The organism is Pontibacillus salicampi (genome assembly GCF_042434395.1).
Classification (GTDB): Bacteria; Bacillota; Bacilli; order Bacillales; family BH030062; genus Pontibacillus; species Pontibacillus salicampi.
The window spans coordinates 915,887-933,732 of sequence record NZ_JBHLTP010000003.1 but is presented as its reverse complement, the minus strand read 5'-3'; the positions used below and the strand labels follow the sequence as shown (position 1 = coordinate 933,732).

Below are 17,846 nucleotides of genomic sequence, written 5' to 3'. Positions count from 1 at the left end.
GAAAAAGTAGAAAGCTATTTCGTTACTCCAATGTCCTTTATGGTTACATCCGTTTTAATCTCTACATCAACATTCGGATACACATCTTCCCGCCAGTTCATCTCCTGCCAGGTTTGATAATCTATATGGTTGCGGACATGCTTCCCAATCCCAATTGGATCTACTTGCTGCTCCTGTAACGTCGCTATGATACCATCCCCGATTTGAGTAATGTGTTCTTCGATGATTTTTTCTAACGCAGTTTGATCCTTGTTATCACTCATATCCATATCACCATTGTACTCAAGCAACGAGCCTTTAACGGTCAAGTGAACCGTCACCTTTATGTCGTCTATATTGGTGTAATCTACAGTTATTCTCCGATCATTTCGAATGCAGTTAAACGTTAGAGGTGCTTTTTCTCCGTGGTCCTCGTGTTCAAACCCAAGAGAACCAGCACTAAAGAAGCCTGCTAAGAACATATAATAACGAACGAGCGATAATGGCATTGTATCGACCATCTTCTCATTTTGAAATAATGCAATTCCATTAATCATTGGCTCATCATCCCGAAGTGTGACCAATGCTGTTACCGGATCCTTGCCTTTATCATGTAGGTCGCGAAGAAAATCATGTAAATCGGTTTTTATTGCTGTATTGGCTCTGATCTCCTTCTCTATTAGCTCTTCAAGATAGATACTAGGGTTTTCTTTATTAGGCATCATTGGCTCCAGAACGCTCTTGGCCTGCCCTTCTGCCACAACGACATGAATAGCACCTGAAAATTTCGGATCTCGGCTAAAGGTTTTAATATTGTTATCTATACCCCCCTCCGCAAATCCTTCTCCAAATAACAGCAGCTCCATTTTTCCATTCAATAGTTGTCGATTAGAAGCGCTCGATAGCTCCATCATCGCTTCCTTATCACTATTGGCAACGGCAGAAAGTACTTCTCGCTCATTTTCCGTTCTTGTGTTTATTTGCGGAATGGAAGCAGTAACTAATATTTTATTCTTCTGCTCCTCATCCTCAGGAACATCCAGTGCCATCGAGTTAATGAAGCCGACATCCTCTACAATATGCGTATCTGAACAACCCATCAGAAGAAGGACACTTAGAAAGTATATCCATCTTTTCATACTAATCACCTCCTATTCTTGTTCCTTTTCTGTATAGCTATGAATATCAAAAACAACACTGGTAGTAAGAAAGCGGTAGCAATATCGAAAATACTTGCTATACCGAGCACCTCTACTGTTTTTCGTATATTGTCAAGCCGCAATGACCCTACATAGGACACGATTAGGATAGCCAGTAATATCCACACCGTATTGGATGCTGGCATCAGCCGTTTTGCCATATGTACAGATGCCCAAAAATAGAGGGAAACTGTCACCATAACCTTAGCTAAAAACCCTGCATAAATTAAGCTGTCAAAACGAGATAAAAACGGCAGCTCGATGTGCTGAAATGCGATAAGGGTTGGAAACAAATTATCCAGCAGTTGAGTAAAGCTATAAAATCCAAATGCTACGATGCAGGCATATAAGTAAACAAAAAAGGTAAAGGAATGCCCTAGCCAGATTGCCTTAAAATTCTTTCTTTCCTTAGCAAGATACGGAAACCATAGCAATACAAGTTCATATCCTAAAAACCCAGTGTACACCTCAAGTGTGCTTCTGACGGTGGAATCCGTGGCACCGACTAGAAAGAATTTTGTCATATTCTGTATATCCCATGCAGAGAAAATAGGGATACCGATCAATAATAACCAGAAGGAGAAATAAAATAGCAGAGTAGTGATAAGCGATATCCTGTAAAAGCCTTGTATGACAAAAACAAAGACTAACAATAACATCAACACTATAAACCAATTCGATGAAGTAGAAGGGAACGAAAATATTTGAAGAATATAAATATACTGTCTAACGATAGTAATAGCAATAATGCCCCACATTATAACCAGGAAGCAATAGAAAGGAGCATATAGCCACTTAGGAAGAGCCTTTTCCAGTAGTTGAAACGGAGAGTTACCTTCTCCTTTTTTATACACGAGATAAATAAGATAAATATTGAAGGAGGCTATCCCATAATGAATAAAAAGAACAAGCCATCCATTCATTCCATACGCTTCCCCGACCATTCGAGGAAGCGAAAAAAGGGTAACACCTGATTGGATCATATACACTAAAACAAATAAATGAAAAGGATGTATCGTTTCCTTTCTCACCATCCCCGGCCCCTTCCTTCTTCCTTTGTATTTGTTACCAAACGCGCTACACTTTCATCTGTTAGGAAAGCGGTGTTAGAAAATAATGTGTGAGTATTAGTCAAGGCTATCAATTAGACCTCTTATCGGGTTGGGGTGAGCTAGACTGGCTTGGTCTTTTATGATTCCAAGCATACGGAATGCGCAGCAATATCCTCAAACTATCCCTTGGATGGAGAGGTGCAATCGGATTAACGTAAGGGGCACCCATATTAGATAAGGATCCTAAATGAATAATCATCAATATTAGTCCGACTACTAACCCAAAATTTCCAAACAATCCGGCTAGCAAAATAAATAAAAATCTCCCTATTCGTAATGAAGCACTGAGAATGTAATTCGGTATAACAAACGACGCAATAGCGGAAATCGCTACAGAAATAATTAACGTATTACTTACAAGACCTGCCTCCACTGCCGCTTGTCCTATTACGATTCCACCAACAATACCAATGGTTTGAGCAATTTTTGATGGAAGTCGTACTCCAGCCTCCCGTAGCAATTCAATCGTCCCCTCCAGCAGTATAGCCTCTACTAAAGGCGGAAATGGTACCTTATCCCGCGATTCTGCAATAGACATAAGCAGTGCTTGAGGAAGCATTTCATAATGGTACGTGGTAAATGAAACATAAAAAGCAGTAAACGTTAATGTAATAAACAACGCAATATACCGCATCCAAAGAATAAATGTACTAATAATCCATCGCTGATTATTATCATCTGGAGATGCAAAAAACTCAAAAAAGTTAGTCGGTGTACTGAATGCGGTAGGACTATGATCCACAATTCCACATATTTTGCCGTCTACTAATTTACTAACTATCACATCAGGTCTTTCTGTAGTGAAGTATTGCGGAAAAATGGAATGGGGATGTTCATCTATACACTGTACAAGCATATGGCCATCCTCAATCGCATCCAATCTTAAGGACGCAATGCGGTCTTTCAGCTGCTCTACAATTTTCTCATTTGCAATATCTTGAAGATATAAAATAAATACAGCTGACTTGGTCAAATCCCCTACTTCCAATTTCTTCACCTTCAAGGAGGGCGTTCGAAGCCTTCTTCGCACTAACGAAAGATTCGTTTCGCTTGATTCTACGAACGCTTCATGTGAACCAGTGATAACAGCTTCTGTTTCAGATTGAGATATCTCTCTCGTTTTTGGACCATAAGCATCATATTTATAAACAAATTTTTCTGTGAATATAACCACAAATCCATTCATTACAGCTTTGACAGCATCTCTTGCATGATGTACCTGCTCGTACTCATCTTTTTCAAATAGCTTCGCGAGATCATTCTTTGAGAGTCGGTTGATCAGCTCTTTAATTTCTTTATTTACTTTCACGGTATCCACTAAATGATCGAAATATAAAACGCGTATGTGTTGCTCTGGAAACGTATCTTTCGTTAAGTCGTCACATAAGTCTAATTGACGAACGACCTCTTCATACCCAGGGTGTTCCACAGTACGTGACGAATGCCTCATTTCAGTTCCTCCATTACGTAACATCTTATACCTTCATGTTTTGTAAAATGGCATAGACTTATACAAGCCGTAAGACACGAAAAAATCCAGTCTGCTATAGACTGGACTTAATTAGCATAGTGAGAGCGTTATTTTACTTTTTTTTCACCACAATTACAGGACATTCAGCCTCCTGAAGCACCCCCATAGAGACGCTGCCAAACACTTGTCCCTTCAAGGGTCCTCTCCCCCTCGAGCCGATGACGATATAGCTTGCTTCCATTTCCTTTGCTACCTCGCAAATTTCGTGAATTGGATACCCTATACGAACGATTTCCTCGTAGGATATCCCTTTCCCTTCTAACTGCTGCAGGGCATCTTCTAATGCTTTTTCAGCTAATTCCTGCTGATATTGATGAATATCTGTCTTGGAGAAAAACATCTTCGTATGCAATGTTTCAATTCGATGCTGTACGTTGACAAGCACTAACGGACAATCCAGTTGATGTGATAAGCGAGTTGCCTCCTCCAAAGCTGCTAATGCATTGGAAGATCCATCGATTGGAACGATAATAGACGAACCCATAACAATCCACTCCTTCATTCTCTATAATGTATCCCCTTTCATTGTATCGTATAACCTATCATTATAGAGTACAATGTTAAGACAGATTTTTGACGGATAAAGGGGAGAAAAGTAGAGGATTTCGATCCGAGATAGTTTAACGGGAGTTTTAAAGAAAGCAGTATATCGCAAAGACTAGGCCAAAAAAAGGAGAATCGGATAAAACCGCTACGTCCTGAAGCAACACCGAACTACCTGTGGGGCAAACAGGGTAGAGAGCATTTTTCAGGCATACCTTTCTTCCGATAAACGTAACGGATATTTATTTAATAAGAATATCTCGAATTCAAGTCCGCCACTTAAGGTGCTTTAGTTGATTTTGGACACTACTTATTACTTTTTCTAAATGCAAAAAGACCTCATCCGCTTTGAGATGAGGTCTTTATTAGTATAGCTATTCTTTTTTACCGAAATATTGATAATAGTCAATTTTAATATACCCATTATACAATTTACGGCGTTTCGTAGCTTCTCTACCATATAGTTTCTCGAAATCTTCATTGGATGTGACTACATAAACGCTCCAGGAAGGATAGTTATTCATTAGTTGACCGAATGCCTGATACATTTTTTCTACATCTTCTTTATCCCCCATACGTTCCCCATAAGGAGGATTGCCAACAATGTATCCATTGGAAGAGGATGGTCGAAAGTCTTCTATTCTCATTTGCTTCCATGTAATAATCTCACCAAGACCGGACTCTGTGGCATTCTCCTTAGCGATTTCTACCATCCGTTGGTCCTTATCAAAGCCTGTTATGTCCAATGGTTGATCGTAATTCGCAGCAGCTTCCGCTTCGTTAAAGGCATCTTCCCAGAGGTTATAAGGAATTAAATCCCATTCCTCAGAAGCAAACTCTCTATTAAAGCCTGGCGCTATATTTTGTCCAATTAATGCCGCTTCAATCGGGATAGTGCCTGACCCGCAAAATGGATCTACAAATGGTTCATCCGGTCTCCAGTTGGTAAGCTTCACGAGAGCTGCAGCTAAGGTTTCTTTTAAAGGAGCTTCGCCCTGCCCCGTGCGATAACCACGTTTGTGAAGCCCAGCTCCACTTGTGTCCAAAGTGAGCATCGCATGATCTTTATGAATAGCAATTTCCACTCGATGTGCAGGTCCAGACTCTTCTAAATGAGTTGCTAATCCATACTTTTGCTTCATACGCTCTACAATTGCTTTTTTTACAATAGATTGGCAATCGGGAACAGAGTATAAGGTGGATTTTACGGATTTCCCCGTTACTGGTATTGCTCCATCCTCAGGGATGTATTGCTCCCAGGCAAGTGCTTTCGTTTGTTCAAACAGGTCATCAAATGTGGTGGCAGTGAATTCTCCTATAAGCAATTTAACCCTGTCTGCTGTTCGCAGCCATAAATTACTACGTGGGATTGCAGCCAAATCAGCTTCATATCGAACCCGTCCATTTTCTACTGTCACATTTTCATACCCTAAATCTTTCACTTCCCTTGCAACAACGGATTCAAGCCCCATTGCACTTGTAGCTATTAATGTTACTGTTTTAGGCATTACGTAAACTCCTTTATTGCTTACTCATTCCATATCTCTATGTACATCTTAACCGATGTTACCCAATAAAAAACCCTTTCTAAAGCTACGCTTAGAAAGGGTTACACTTCAAAAAAAGGCGACCTGGATAAATGCTTTGTAAGCCATGTTCTGTGCCTTTGTACTGCAAACGGTGGTCAACCTCGTACTCCGGCGGTAATCATCTATCTACAGGACTCAATGCCTGTCTCTCCCTTTGGTTTAATTCCCTCAGAAGAGTGCCCCTACCAACATTTGGGTTGCTCACTCGTGGGGTTTACCTCGTTCCACTTCTACCGTTTCCGATAGAACTACGTCACTGTGGCACTTTCAAGGTAATATAATCCTATCCAATAAGGACTTAGATTAGTTCCCTGCCGTTAGCCGTTAGACTACCTTGACTTATGGTTTCGTCAAGCACGAACACTACAAGCATCTCAGCCTGTGTGAGCATGGACTTTCCTCTACATGAAAACATGCAGCGATTACCCAAGCATTTATCAAATACTAAAACATTGTAAGATATTCGAAATGTCGAGTCAATGACGACTCGAAATAATTATACCATTGTTTTCTTAATGTTTCAGCATGTAATTATTGGAAAGCTACGAATCAGCGTATTTCTTTCCGAAAACGGCCTTCTCCAAGTTAGACACTCGTTGGAGAATATCATAATTAACTTGCCCTGTAGATGAAGCGTTTGTCTTTGATCTGTTGGAATTTCCATTTTGTTTTTTCAAACGATCATTTTCTTGTTTTAAGCGGTCAATCTCCTGTTGAAAGGCTTCGTAGTCTTGTATAACGGTATCTAAAAATTGATCTACTTCTTCTTGATTATATCCACGAATCCCTGTTTTAAAATCTTTATCCAGGATTTCCTTACTGCTTAATTGAATACGTTCTAACCCCATTTATCTCACCTCAGAAAAATACACTTATTATAAGTTTTACAGAAGTTGAAAGGAATGTCAATTTAATTCGACCAGTAGTTTGGATCTTCCATACGCATTTCCTCCACTGTCTCCTCTATATCGAAAGGGGTAATGGTTAAAATAGTATAGGCATTATGTTCCTGATAGGTTTTCGCTTTTTCCAAATAGTATCCAGGTGTTCCGCCTGTTTCTTCATCATATAGTATTAAGCAACCATCTGTTTTATCTAAAAACCATTGGTCCTTTGCTTTAAATTGGTAGGCTCCTTCATACTCTTTCTGGTAGAGTGATTGATAAAAATCTGCAGTCTCTACCAGCATTTGATATTGTTCTTGCTGAGGCTCTGGCCACCTCTTTTCCTGATGTAGGAATGGTGGAAAAACACCTAGCTTAATGGGGTATTCTTCCTTCAGTTCAAGTACAATTTCTCCAGTCCACAGCTCTACGCCCATTTGACCTGATATCAAAATCCACTCTAGCCCTTCCTCTATTAAGGGAATTAGCCGTCTCTTAATAGTTTCTTTCACATATTCTATATTAGGATCATCTATTTTAAATATTCCTAGTTCCATCGGCTTATAACCTGTAACCATCAATACTTTCATTCTATTCCCTCTTTGCTATGTAGATTGAGCTGGATTACCCAGCCCAATTAATCATTAATCTCTATAACATCCACAACCAGGCTTCTTCATACCCATAGGCATACCAGGTCCCATTCCTTGTGGCCCTGTGGAAGCTCCAGCAACCTGGCCACCAGGACCTTGCATACCTGGTCCCATGCCTTGTGGACCAGTAGAGGCACCCATTACCTGACCTCCTGGTCCCATACCCATTGGCGAAGTAGGTCCCATGTTTACATCTTGCTGGGAATACTGAGTTACATCAGACTGTGATTGAGGATAGAAGTTTTTGTTTACGGTGTTAACGTGATTAACGTTTGTAGTGTGAGTTGGAAAAACGTTATTCACCTCTTGCTGATAGAAGTTATGCTTCACACACTGCTTTGTAGGGTACACATTAGTCTTGGCAGGACTGACCATTCCAGGGTGACACATCTTTTTGTGCATATCCTTTGTCTCCTTCCTTTATGATAGGTTCATTAATAACCTATGTCACAAAAGGGAGACATGTACTAAGACAGATACCTATTTTACGCTATTTGTACGAATTCTTCTATTCTATACTAGCCTATTTTCTTTAGTAGAAACAGAAAAAACAGTAATTCTATCCTTATACAGAATTACTGTTTTTTTTTCATGCTATTCTGCTAAATCATCTGAAGAAAAGGAGTACGGCAAGAGCTCTTCAACCGTTAATGATTTAACTTCTCCTGCAAGATTTGATGTATGAACCTTCACATTTTGCGGGAAAAACTCGCTAATAACTTGACGACAAGATCCACAAGGCGGTACTGGTCTTTTTGTATCAGCAACGACTCCTAGAGATATGAATTCAGTCTCCCCTGCTGATATTGCTTTAAAGATAGCTACTCTTTCTGCACAGCAAGTAACGGGATAGGCTGCATTTTCTATATTACATCCATCATACACTTCCCCGCTTTTCGTCAGCACACTAGCTCCAACAGGAAATTTCGAATAAGGTACATATGCCATTTCACGAGCTTTTTTCGCTCTTTCTAATAGTTGTTGTTTGTCCAAAACAAGACCGCCTTTCCGTTTCAATCTGGGATAATAATTATAGAAGATAATCTCACATATGTAAAGCGATTTCAATCAATGTTCACCTGGGGCACATTCACTATGACCTTCTGCTCGCATTTTATGGGACCAATACGATAAACTGTAGGTAATGTAATGAATAGGAGGATGAACATGAGCTGGATACTAAAGTATCGCAAAATGGTTTGGGTATTTATTGCCCTTCTCGTTTTTACTGGAATATTTACATACTTACAACTACCTAAGCGGGAAATACCAGAAATCAACGTAAACATCGCATCTGTATCAACCGTTTATCCAGGGGCCACCCCGCAGGAAATGGAACAAACTATCACAAACCCCTATGAGGAAGAGCTGGAGAATATAGACGGAGTGGATACGATAGAGTCCGTTTCTACTACTGGATTTTCTTCGGTTACCTTAACCTTATCTGATAATGAAGACAAACAAGCCGTCTTCTCCAAAATAAGACAATCTGTTTCAGATATATCAAGAGGATTTCCAGATGAAGTACAAGATCCGTCCGTAACAACTGATTTTCGGATGGCGGCTGTTTCCTCTTACCATTTTGTCGGTGACTCCTACGATGATTTATACAATCTTAGAGAAAACGTGGAGACTTGGAAAGAATCATTAACAAATATCACAGGCATTGAATCTGTCCTTGTAAAAGGTATTCCAGAAGAGCAATTGGTAATATCATTAGATAATGAACGGTTAAAAGAACAAAAGCTTTCTGCCTTTCAAGTTGCCGATTCTTTGAGGCAGGAATTATCTCCTGGAGCAATAGGGACACTTGAAGAAGATGACAAGCAGTTTCAGCTTCTCCTAAAGAAAACGGAAGAGTGGGAGCAGCTTAAAGATGTTTCTGTTGGCATAGATGCAAATGGCAACCCAATATATGTTAAAGATATTGGTACCATTAAGAAGTCCTTTAAAGATACCGAGGACCTTATCACGTATAAAGGTAAGCCTGCTCTATCCTTTACTGTTTTAGCTAACGAGGGAATGAATATATCCTCTTTGCAAGAACGTATAACCACTCAAGTAAATACTTTATCAGAAGACTTACCAACTGGGATTGAGGTACAGGAATTCTATACACAGAGTACTATTATAGAAGAGGTGTTTACGAACTTAATTACCTCCTTTGCAATTTCCCTACTAGCTGTATTTATTATTATGTTAATAGGGTTGCCCTTCTCTTCTGCTGTACTAGTTGCTGTAGCCATACCTATATCTGTAGTAATAGGCTTGCTGCCTTTACCGTATGCAGGTGTGGATTTAAACCAGATATCTGTTATAGGAATTATTATCGCAATCGGTATCCTAGTAGATGATGCAATCGTTGTGAATGACAATATCCAAAGAAGGTATCAGCTTGGAGATAGTGCATGGAAAGGTGCCATCCTAGGGATTAAAGAAGTGCGAACATCCATTATTACTTCTACCTTAATGATTATATTCAGCTTCCTTCCGCTCACGTTCTTGTCCGGAAGCAACGGAGATTTCATTCGAGCATTGCCAACCACATTGATTACGACTATTGTAGCTTCCACCATTCTTTCTCTAACATTAATACCTACCGTACAGTATGTTAGGCACAAGCGAAAAGACTCTAAAGAAGCTCCTAAAAAAGTCGGATTACTTGGCAGCTTATTCAATCGAATTGAAACTATCTATGCGGATAAAATGTTACCAAAAGTTTCAAAGCGTCCATTTATTATTGGTTTTTCTGGCCTCGTTTTATGTATTATGCTTGCGGGGCTTGCTGTAAAAATTCCATTTGAATTCTTTCCAGAAGCAGATCGTAAAGAGGTAACGCTGACTGTGGAATACCCACAGGGTACCACGCTAAACAATACAAAGGACAACCTGGAAACCATGGAATCCTATATTCAAACAAACAGTGATGCCGTCACGGAAACAGCTGTATTTGCTGGGACAGGGATGCCTCCCCTTTTCAACTCCACCATTGAGCAAAGCGGAGAAAATACTGGGCAGCTTCTCATTAGAATTGATAAGGAAAAAACAAGTGCTTCCCAGTTTATTCAGGACTTTGAACAACCACTTCGAGAAGAGTTTACTAATGGAGAAATTTTCCTTGAGACGATTGTTTCCGGACCTCCACCTAGCCCACCAATCGAAGTAAAGGTTCAGGGCTCTGAATTAAATACATTATTAGAAATATCGAAGGAGCTCCAGTCAGAATTAGAGGAAATTCCAGCTAATGAATTAGTTACAAGCAACATGAATAAGGAACAACCATCTATTGAATATACATTAAACAGAGACATTATTGCACAAAACAATATTTCTATTGATCAAGTATCATCTCAATTGCAAGCGGCGAATACAGGTATCCCGCTCCCTACGTTTGATAATGGGAAAGAGAGCATAGACATGAAAGTCCTTGTAGATGATGGGGAAAAGGACAGTGTTGCATTAGACAAACTGGAAGTTACTTCCTCTACAAATACTAATGGTCCTCCTGAGGTTTATCCATTAAGTGAGTTAATTTCGGAAAAGCAATTAACGCAAATTGGTACCATTCCTCATTTAAATGGAGAACGCACCATAACCATTAAGGCTTATGGTGCAAAGGATAGTTCTGATTTCCAATCCGAAGCCCAAGAAGTCATCGATCAATATGAAGATGACCTTCCTGAGGGATACTCCTTTACTCAAGAAGGAGCTGCTAATGCCGAACAGGAATTCTTCATTGAAGTTTCCAAGCTGTTTGTCATAGTGCTATTTCTTATTTATCTTGTAATAGCAGTACAATTCAACTCATTGTTAATGCCGCTGTTGATTACAAGTACGGTCTTTCTAGCTGTTACTGGAGCAATCGTTGGTTTATTCATCAGTGGACAGCCTTTGAGTTTTCTTGCCGTACTAGGCATTGTTTCCCTTTCAGGCATAGTGGTACGAAACTCCGTCATTTTAGTGGAATTTATTGAACAAAATCATCGAGAATCACATTCCATTATCGAGTCCTTGATAGAAGCTGGCAGGGCGAGGGTTAGACCTATTCTCCTTACCTCTTTGACATCCATTGCGGCTCTTTTGCCTATTGCTTTATCAGGAGACGTTTTGTTTAGACCTCTAGCTGTTTCCATCGTATCAGGGCTATTGTTCTCAACATTATTAACTTTGATCCTATTACCAGCCTTCTACCTCATGTTATACCGTATTACAAGAGGAAAACCGAAACCAATAGAGGAATAAATCAAACCGGGTTCTTGCGTCTACACACAAGAGCCCGGTTATCTATTTGGGTAAGACATTGTGGCAGATAGGAATATGGGTGTCAGCTACTATATATGGGGATGTATGTCTTCGCTTCAAATCCATCCTTGTAAAGTGCTGTTAAATAGAGCACTCAAGTTGGTGAGAATGGCTTCTAATTATAGATCGTAGCTCCCTCAATCAACTGCAATTGTTTTTTCTTCATAACCGAATAAACTCCATGTTGTTACACCAATAAAGAAGAGCTCTCTCCTATTTATGTAATGAGTAAAGCTTGCAACAATCATTCAATTCATTTACATTATTTTTTTCTCTTATTAGATACTAAGAACGAAGCTCCTTTATTCGGGCTGAAGCTTATAGTACTAGGAGGGACAAAATATGGGCAGAGGTAAAGGTTTTAAGGAAAAAAAGCAAAATCATGAGCAGGAAAAGCCTTTAGAAGCAAAACGATTTGCAGAAGTTGGCGAACCAAAACCAGCTAACATGCATAGCAATAAAGGCGGAGCAATAAAAGAATAACTCCCCTAATGAAAAAGCACATCGAATAGCAAAACCGTCAAGGGTACACTTCCTTGACGGTTTTGCTTTTTCCACTATAAAGTTCTGCATTTTACTTAGAGGATGTAGTACGATTTATATCGTCTAACAATTGATTGAGTACAAAATGAATGGAATGGTACAATTCCATGTACCTCTTTTTTTTCACATCGATATAATAGCTATGCAATAAGACCAGTTCAAAGTTATCCTTCGTATTTTGTAGCTGCAAAGGAAAGACCGTTGGCTGTGGAATTTGTTTTAGAAAACGCTCTGCTTCCTGATACCACTCTTCTATAAGCTCAAATAATGGTCCTGTTTCCTCTTTCACTTTATTAAAAAGAGTATAATCTTTTTTATCTGTTGGTTTCTCGCTTGATAAATATTGCTCCTTGAGTAAATCTAAATGCTCTTTTATCGTCCAAATGTGCTGTTCTAATGTTTCTGACAAAAAACTCACTCCTTCTCTCCTACTGTAACATGGAGAGCAGACAATCTTCACTTCTTAAACCAGAGCCGCCATAAATTTTTTACTTCCTTTTTCTCCTTTCTAAATCCAAGGTTACTATACGAATCGTTGTTGTCTTTTTGAATAGTATTTACTTCCTGTTGCAGAAGCTGAATTTCCTCATGTAATTTTTCTAATTCCTTCCGATGAGATAAGACCATCGTTAATACTACCTCATCTGCTTTCCTTGAAATTTTATCCTCAACGATCTGAAGTCTATCCATCACATCTACCCATGATTTTTCAAACTCCTGCTTCGATACGCCATCTTGATACATTTTCCACTCTTTAGCAGCTAAACCCATTATGGATTCCTCCTCTGCATTGTCTTTGTAGAGTATATTCTTCTTGAAAATGTATTCTCCTTTTCGAACGACAAAACTAGAAGAAAAGCTACAAAGAAAGTGGTTTTCCCCATTTCACATAAGCTTCGTATGATTTAAGAGCCTTAACATAAACTATTGTCGAGGAGGGATGTATAATGGGTAAAAAAGGTAGAAACACTCAGGCAAAAAAGCCGCTTAATGGTCAACCAAAGCAACGAAATGAAAGCTTTAAAGGAGACGGAAACCCTAAGTTAGAGGGAGAAAACCGTCCTGCAACCTAACAATTTTGAAACCTTAAACCGCCTGCATACGTAGGAGGGTTTAAGGTTTTTCTATACTTCATTGATGGTGAATGGCATCCATGACATGTATGAGTGCTTGTAGGGCGGTTCTTTTTGCATAGAAACGATGACTTACATCCTTGTGGTTCTGGAGGTCTTCCTGTTTCCACCACTTTTTCCTTACCGAGCGGCCTGAAATACACCATTCTTTACGAATAGTATCCTTGTGCTGTATGACAGGATAAATCCTTCTAAGCATCGGTGATCGAATAGTGGCATAAGTGAAATATTGCTCATATTCATTTCTGGAGCCTGTTGGCTCTGTCCAAAGGGCAAAATCTAAAAATCGTCCACTATATTCAGGATGAAACAGTAAGGCCGACAATTGCTTGCCAAGCTTAATTCGCTTGGACACATTCGAAAAATCGTGGACATAAGCTCCATAGACTTCTCCCGTCAAGGTAGGGAACAATACAGCACTCATGTTGAAAAAATCCTGAACAAGATAAGGAGCCTTGTGAAAAACAGTCTTTGAGTAAAACGACTGACGTATGACCGGTTTTTGGATAACATTTTGTTCATTAATAATTAATGCCGTAACAAGTCTTCTATAGTCAGAGTGATACCAAAAGTTTTCCCACTCCTTGATCATAAAGCTCGATACAGAAAAATGTCGTAACAAATGAAACATCGGTTGGTTTTCTGCTTTACAAAATGCATAAAGCAATAGTTGAGGATACGCATCAGAAAAAATTAACCAGTTGGCTCGCTCATATGTCATAAAAATGTTCTTTTTAGCAGCGTCATTTAAGAGAGTACAAAGGGGCGGAGTCTGTAAATCTGTCATATTCCAGCCTGCATTACGAGAGACCATACTGGCTAGGAAGGACCAATGAATTTCTTTATTATGCATATAAAAGGTTTGATAGGCTTTCGTTCGAGATATATTATCTTTGTTGTTATGCTTTGTTTGTAGAGCAATATCTTCCAGCATAGCATCCATCGTATTTTGGTTCATTATCATTCACCTCCCTAGTAGCATGTTCTGAAATAAGACAAATAAGTGGATTTTTTTATTTTTCTTCTCATAATTAATAAATTTTTGATATGATACTTACATGCGTAGGGAGGCTTGTCTATATGAAATATCCAAACGGACAAAGGAAAACGCATGCTCCTATTCAGCGGAGCAGACAAAAGAAAGCGGACTTTTCCAATAGAGGAATGACACTGGAGGAGGACATAAATCAAACCAATCAGGCTTATCTAAGAGAAGGGAAAGCAGTAATTCATAAAAAGCCAACACCTGTACAAATTGTTGATGTCGATTTCCCGAAAAGAAGTGCAGCCGTTATTAGGGAGGCATACTTTAAACAAGCTTCTACTACCGACTATAATGGAATTTATAAAGGAAGCTATATTGATTTTGAAGCGAAGGAAACAAAGAATAAAACCTCCTTCCCCCTATCTAATATTCATGATCACCAAGTACAGCATATGAAGCAGATAGTGGAACATGGTGGTATTTGCTTCATACTAATTCGTTTCTCTTTGTTGGAAGAAACTTTTTTCTTCGCAGCTGAGAAACTTTTTCCTTACTGGGAACGTCAAACTAAAGGCGGAAGAAAATCTATCCCCTATAAGGATATACAACAAGAAGGACATTTTATCCCCTTTAAGTTTCACATAAGAGTAGATTACTTATCCGTAATTGATGAAATGTACCTTTAGAATGGAGGACGATGAGACATGGCAGATGAAAGCCAATCTCGTGCTGCTAGAAGAAAACAGCAGAAAAGCTCAAAAAAACAAAAAAACACGTCCGTTATGAGACGGATTCTAATGACGATTTTTATTATTGGTATTATTGGTGCTATTGGAGCAGGTGGCGTATTCGCCTATTACGTATCTGGAGCACCGGCATTAAAGGAAGCGAAATTATCTGATCCCTTATCTGCAAAAATATATGACATGGATGACAATTTGTTTGCGGACTTAGGCTCCGAAAAGCGAACGAAAATTGCTTATGAGGATGTTCCTGCTCTGCTAGAGGATGCTGTCATCGCTACAGAGGACGCAAGATTTCGTGATCACATGGGCATTGATTTCCAGCGAATAATGGCTGCATTATGGGCTAATGTTACGCAAGGTTTTGGAGCTCAAGGTGCTAGTACCATTACCCAGCAGGTAGTGAAGAACGCGTTTTTAAGTCCTGAAAAATCCTTAGAACGTAAAGTACAAGAGCAATGGCTTGCCTTGCGTCTAGAACAGCAATATTCGAAAGATCAAATCTTAACTATGTATTTAAACAAGATTTACTATGGGAATGGCGCCTATGGTGTTGCAAAAGCAGCAGAAGTGTATTTCAATAAAGATCTTAAGGATTTAACACTAGCTGAGGCTGCCCTATTAGCTGGTTTACCACAGCGCCCATCTGGCTATGACCCTTTTGAGCACCCTGATTTAGCACAGGAACGAAAAAATACAGTGCTCGACCTCATGGTACAGCATGAAAAAATCAGTGAAGAGGAAGCAAAAGAAGCTAGACAAGTTTCGGTTGAATCCATGCTTGAAAAAGCTGATCGTGACTCTGACATACCATACGATGCCTTCTTGGAACAGGTTATAGATGAGGTTCAGGAAAAGATGGATGGCGCAGATATCTATAAAGATGGACTCAAAGTCTATACGACGCTCGATCCAAATGCTCAACAAAAAGTAGAATCACTGCTTGGATCTGAAAGTTCCATTAACTTCCCTGACGATCAATTCCAGACAGGCTTGACCGTCCTTGATACTCAATCAGGTGCTATTCGCGCTATCGGCGGCGGTCGTAACAAGGAGAACATTAGCGACTCCTTTAACTATGCTATTCAAGGAGATGGATTTCAGCCAGGGTCTACATTTAAACCAGTTACAGCATATGGCCCAGCGATTGAGAACATGCAGTGGTCCACCTATCATCAATTGGATGATGAACCATATAACTATCAAACAGATCCAAATAACCAAGAGGTAACTAACTTTGATAACAATTATTTAGGGCAAATGTCGATAAGAGAAGCTCTCGTGCGATCTAGAAACGTACCTGCAGTAAAAACAATAAATGAAGTAGGCATTGGAAACGCACAGTCCTTTGCAGAAGGTTTAGGTATTGACTTTGAACAGAAGACAATGGTTGAATCCAATGCCATCGGCGGCGGAGAATATGTTACGCCCCTAGAGCTTGCAGGTGCTTATAGTGCATTCGGTAACGGTGGTGTATTCAATGAACCATATGCAGTGCGTAAAGTGGAGTTCCAAGGGGATAAAGCTCCAGTGGAATTTAAAGCAAAATCCAATGCTGCAATGAACGAATACACAGCTTATATGATAACTGATATGCTGAAGGGTGTTGTAAGCTCTAACATAGGTACAGGACGAGCAGCTAATGTGTCTGGCCTTCCTCTAGCTGGTAAAACTGGTACAACCAATAAGGATGACGGTCGAACTACAGATTCCTGGTTTACTGGATATACAACAAACTATACGATTTCCGTATGGTCTGGCTATTCTGGTGTAGAAGGTGCAGATATTACAACGCAACAAGCGAAGCAAATACCACAAGTAATATTCAGTCAGGTGATGGGACATATCTCCCAAGGGAAGAATACAGCAGATTTCCAAAAGCCTTCGTCCGTAGTGGAAGTTTCCATTGAAGAAGGAACAACTCCTGCTAAGCTGCCAAGCGAATATACACCATCATCCAAAATCATAACGGAACTGTTTGTAAAGGGCACAGAACCTTCTAAAACGTCACAGGCATTCGATAAACTGGATCCAGTTCAGAACCTTTCTAGTGAATATGATGAGGAGAAAGGTGCATTAACGCTTAGCTGGGATTATAAAGAAGGCGAGAAGGTTGTCTTTACTGTAAATGGTGGTATCCAAGGACAGGAAAAGCAGACACTGCTTCCTAATACGAAAGACAAAAAGGTACAGATTACTGATTTAAAACCAGGAAATACCTATACCTTTGACGTTATTGCTATCAGTGAGAACAGTAGTGAAAACAGGTCCGATCCTGCAAGTGTGCAAGTAAATATTCCAGAAGAAGAAAACCCGGATGATATTCTGGATGGTGTGGGAGAAGACGAAGAAGGAAATGACGAAGAAAATCAAGAGGATGGTGATCAAGAAGATAATCCATCAGAGGATGAGAGTGATGGAGATAACGGCGAGGAAAACAACGGTAACGGCTCAAACGATAATGGGCAATCCGGCAATGGGAATGATGGAGGTCAAAACCAAGGGAATGGAGATTCCGATCAAGAATCTGGTGACTCAAACTCTGATGGTGACTCTAATCAACAGCCTCCTTCCGACAATGGCAACAACCAAGGAGGAAATGGCAGCGATAATGAATCCGAGAATGAACAAGAGGATGAGGCTGCCTGAT

Annotated in this window: 17 protein-coding genes and 1 other RNA gene; 5 read left to right on the top strand and 13 right to left on the bottom strand. The window is 39.7% G+C overall.

Annotation, left to right across the window (positions count from 1 at the left end; translation table 11 throughout):
• Window positions 1-14 precede the first annotated feature (14 nt).
• From ACFFGV_RS06275 to ACFFGV_RS06230, 10 genes are all read right to left on the bottom strand, one after another.
• Window positions 15-1,118: a Ger(x)C family spore germination protein gene (locus ACFFGV_RS06275; RefSeq protein ID WP_377345748.1), complete on the bottom strand. Its 1,104-nt coding sequence runs from the start codon at window positions 1,116-1,118 to the stop codon at window positions 15-17.
• Window positions 1,119-1,123: 5 nt separating this feature from the next.
• Window positions 1,124-2,212: a GerAB/ArcD/ProY family transporter gene (locus ACFFGV_RS06270; RefSeq protein WP_377345747.1), complete on the bottom strand. Its 1,089-nt coding sequence runs from the start codon at window positions 2,210-2,212 to the stop codon at window positions 1,124-1,126.
• 106 nt (window positions 2,213-2,318) lie between these two features.
• Window positions 2,319-3,740 carry a spore germination protein gene (locus ACFFGV_RS06265; protein ID WP_377345746.1) on the bottom strand — a complete coding sequence of 474 codons (1,422 nt, stop codon included), beginning with the start codon at window positions 3,738-3,740 and terminating at the stop codon, window positions 2,319-2,321.
• A 133-nt stretch (window positions 3,741-3,873) separates the two neighbouring features.
• Window positions 3,874-4,305 carry a universal stress protein gene (locus tag ACFFGV_RS06260; RefSeq protein ID WP_377345745.1) on the bottom strand — a complete coding sequence of 144 codons (432 nt, stop codon included), beginning with the start codon at window positions 4,303-4,305 and terminating at the stop codon, window positions 3,874-3,876.
• Window positions 4,306-4,738: 433 nt separating this feature from the next.
• The gene (locus ACFFGV_RS06255; protein ID WP_377345744.1) at window positions 4,739-5,872 is read right to left on the bottom strand and encodes a THUMP domain-containing class I SAM-dependent RNA methyltransferase; all 1,134 of its coding nucleotides are present in this window, start codon (window positions 5,870-5,872) and stop codon (window positions 4,739-4,741) included.
• A 134-nt stretch (window positions 5,873-6,006) separates the two neighbouring features.
• Window positions 6,007-6,387, bottom strand: an RNA gene (rnpB, locus tag ACFFGV_RS06250) — RNase P RNA component class B.
• Window positions 6,388-6,495: 108 nt separating this feature from the next.
• Entirely contained in the window at window positions 6,496-6,801 is a 306-nt protein-coding gene (gene gpsB / locus ACFFGV_RS06245) for a cell division regulator GpsB (RefSeq protein ID WP_377345743.1), read from the bottom strand.
• 62 nt (window positions 6,802-6,863) lie between these two features.
• On the bottom strand, window positions 6,864-7,427 hold the full coding sequence (locus ACFFGV_RS06240; protein ID WP_377345742.1) for an SLOG family protein: 564 nt from the start codon (window positions 7,425-7,427) through the stop codon (window positions 6,864-6,866).
• A 54-nt stretch (window positions 7,428-7,481) separates the two neighbouring features.
• Window positions 7,482-7,892 (bottom strand): CotD family spore coat protein, encoded by a 411-nt coding sequence (locus tag ACFFGV_RS06235; RefSeq protein WP_377345741.1) that lies wholly within the window; start codon window positions 7,890-7,892, stop codon window positions 7,482-7,484.
• Between the two features lie 192 nt (window positions 7,893-8,084).
• Window positions 8,085-8,483 (bottom strand): cytidine deaminase, encoded by a 399-nt coding sequence (locus ACFFGV_RS06230; RefSeq protein ID WP_377345740.1) that lies wholly within the window; start codon window positions 8,481-8,483, stop codon window positions 8,085-8,087.
• 174 nt (window positions 8,484-8,657) lie between these two features.
• Between ACFFGV_RS06230 and ACFFGV_RS06225 the strand changes: the two genes are divergently transcribed.
• Both ACFFGV_RS06225 and ACFFGV_RS06220 read left to right on the top strand, forming a co-directional pair.
• Window positions 8,658-11,732, top strand: a complete 3,075-nt coding sequence (locus ACFFGV_RS06225; protein WP_377345739.1) for an efflux RND transporter permease subunit — start codon at window positions 8,658-8,660, stop codon at window positions 11,730-11,732.
• A 402-nt stretch (window positions 11,733-12,134) separates the two neighbouring features.
• Window positions 12,135-12,275 (top strand): hypothetical protein, encoded by a 141-nt coding sequence (locus tag ACFFGV_RS06220; RefSeq protein WP_377345738.1) that lies wholly within the window; start codon window positions 12,135-12,137, stop codon window positions 12,273-12,275.
• Window positions 12,276-12,366: 91 nt separating this feature from the next.
• On the opposite strand, the gene ACFFGV_RS06215 is transcribed toward ACFFGV_RS06220, so the two are convergent.
• Both ACFFGV_RS06215 and ACFFGV_RS06210 read right to left on the bottom strand, forming a co-directional pair.
• On the bottom strand, window positions 12,367-12,744 hold the full coding sequence (locus tag ACFFGV_RS06215; RefSeq protein WP_377345737.1) for a DUF1798 family protein: 378 nt from the start codon (window positions 12,742-12,744) through the stop codon (window positions 12,367-12,369).
• 47 nt (window positions 12,745-12,791) lie between these two features.
• Window positions 12,792-13,106: a hypothetical protein gene (locus tag ACFFGV_RS06210; protein ID WP_377345736.1), complete on the bottom strand. Its 315-nt coding sequence runs from the start codon at window positions 13,104-13,106 to the stop codon at window positions 12,792-12,794.
• A gap of 176 nt (window positions 13,107-13,282) precedes the next feature.
• Here ACFFGV_RS06210 and ACFFGV_RS06205 point away from each other — a divergent pair, with 176 nt between their 5' ends.
• The gene (locus ACFFGV_RS06205) at window positions 13,283-13,408 is read left to right on the top strand and encodes a hypothetical protein (RefSeq protein WP_377345735.1); all 126 of its coding nucleotides are present in this window, start codon (window positions 13,283-13,285) and stop codon (window positions 13,406-13,408) included.
• A gap of 58 nt (window positions 13,409-13,466) precedes the next feature.
• Here the strand turns inward: ACFFGV_RS06205 and ACFFGV_RS06200 are convergent, their stop codons facing one another.
• Window positions 13,467-14,426: a DUF2515 family protein gene (locus tag ACFFGV_RS06200; protein WP_377345733.1), complete on the bottom strand. Its 960-nt coding sequence runs from the start codon at window positions 14,424-14,426 to the stop codon at window positions 13,467-13,469.
• Between the two features lie 122 nt (window positions 14,427-14,548).
• Between ACFFGV_RS06200 and recU the strand changes: the two genes are divergently transcribed.
• Together recU and ACFFGV_RS06190 are read left to right on the top strand one after the other, a co-directional pair.
• Window positions 14,549-15,139: a Holliday junction resolvase RecU gene (recU, locus tag ACFFGV_RS06195; RefSeq protein WP_377345732.1), complete on the top strand. Its 591-nt coding sequence runs from the start codon at window positions 14,549-14,551 to the stop codon at window positions 15,137-15,139.
• An 18-nt stretch (window positions 15,140-15,157) separates the two neighbouring features.
• Window positions 15,158-17,845 (top strand): PBP1A family penicillin-binding protein, encoded by a 2,688-nt coding sequence (locus ACFFGV_RS06190; protein WP_377345731.1) that lies wholly within the window; start codon window positions 15,158-15,160, stop codon window positions 17,843-17,845.
• The last annotated feature ends 1 nt before the right edge of the window (window position 17,846 follow it).

Bases quoted from the DNA above. Each gene is read 5' to 3' on its own strand.
- ACFFGV_RS06275 (WP_377345748.1), bottom strand. From the start codon at position 1,118: ATGAAAAGATGGATATACTTTCTAAGTGTCCTTCTTCTGATGGGTTGT.
- ACFFGV_RS06270 (WP_377345747.1), bottom strand. From the start codon at position 2,212: ATGGTGAGAAAGGAAACGATACATCCTTTTCATTTATTTGTTTTAGTG.
- ACFFGV_RS06265 (WP_377345746.1), bottom strand. From the start codon at position 3,740: ATGAGGCATTCGTCACGTACTGTGGAACACCCTGGGTATGAAGAGGTC.
- ACFFGV_RS06260 (WP_377345745.1), bottom strand. From the start codon at position 4,305: ATGGGTTCGTCTATTATCGTTCCAATCGATGGATCTTCCAATGCATTA.
- ACFFGV_RS06255 (WP_377345744.1), bottom strand. From the start codon at position 5,872: ATGCCTAAAACAGTAACATTAATAGCTACAAGTGCAATGGGGCTTGAA.
- gpsB (WP_377345743.1), bottom strand. From the start codon at position 6,801: ATGGGGTTAGAACGTATTCAATTAAGCAGTAAGGAAATCCTGGATAAA.
- ACFFGV_RS06240 (WP_377345742.1), bottom strand. From the start codon at position 7,427: ATGAAAGTATTGATGGTTACAGGTTATAAGCCGATGGAACTAGGAATA.
- ACFFGV_RS06235 (WP_377345741.1), bottom strand. From the start codon at position 7,892: ATGCACAAAAAGATGTGTCACCCTGGAATGGTCAGTCCTGCCAAGACT.
- ACFFGV_RS06225 (WP_377345739.1), top strand. From the start codon at position 8,658: ATGAGCTGGATACTAAAGTATCGCAAAATGGTTTGGGTATTTATTGCC.
- ACFFGV_RS06220 (WP_377345738.1), top strand. From the start codon at position 12,135: ATGGGCAGAGGTAAAGGTTTTAAGGAAAAAAAGCAAAATCATGAGCAG.
- ACFFGV_RS06210 (WP_377345736.1), bottom strand. From the start codon at position 13,106: ATGGGTTTAGCTGCTAAAGAGTGGAAAATGTATCAAGATGGCGTATCG.
- ACFFGV_RS06205 (WP_377345735.1), top strand. From the start codon at position 13,283: ATGGGTAAAAAAGGTAGAAACACTCAGGCAAAAAAGCCGCTTAATGGT.
- ACFFGV_RS06200 (WP_377345733.1), bottom strand. From the start codon at position 14,426: ATGAACCAAAATACGATGGATGCTATGCTGGAAGATATTGCTCTACAA.
- recU (WP_377345732.1), top strand. From the start codon at position 14,549: ATGAAATATCCAAACGGACAAAGGAAAACGCATGCTCCTATTCAGCGG.
- ACFFGV_RS06190 (WP_377345731.1), top strand. From the start codon at position 15,158: ATGGCAGATGAAAGCCAATCTCGTGCTGCTAGAAGAAAACAGCAGAAA.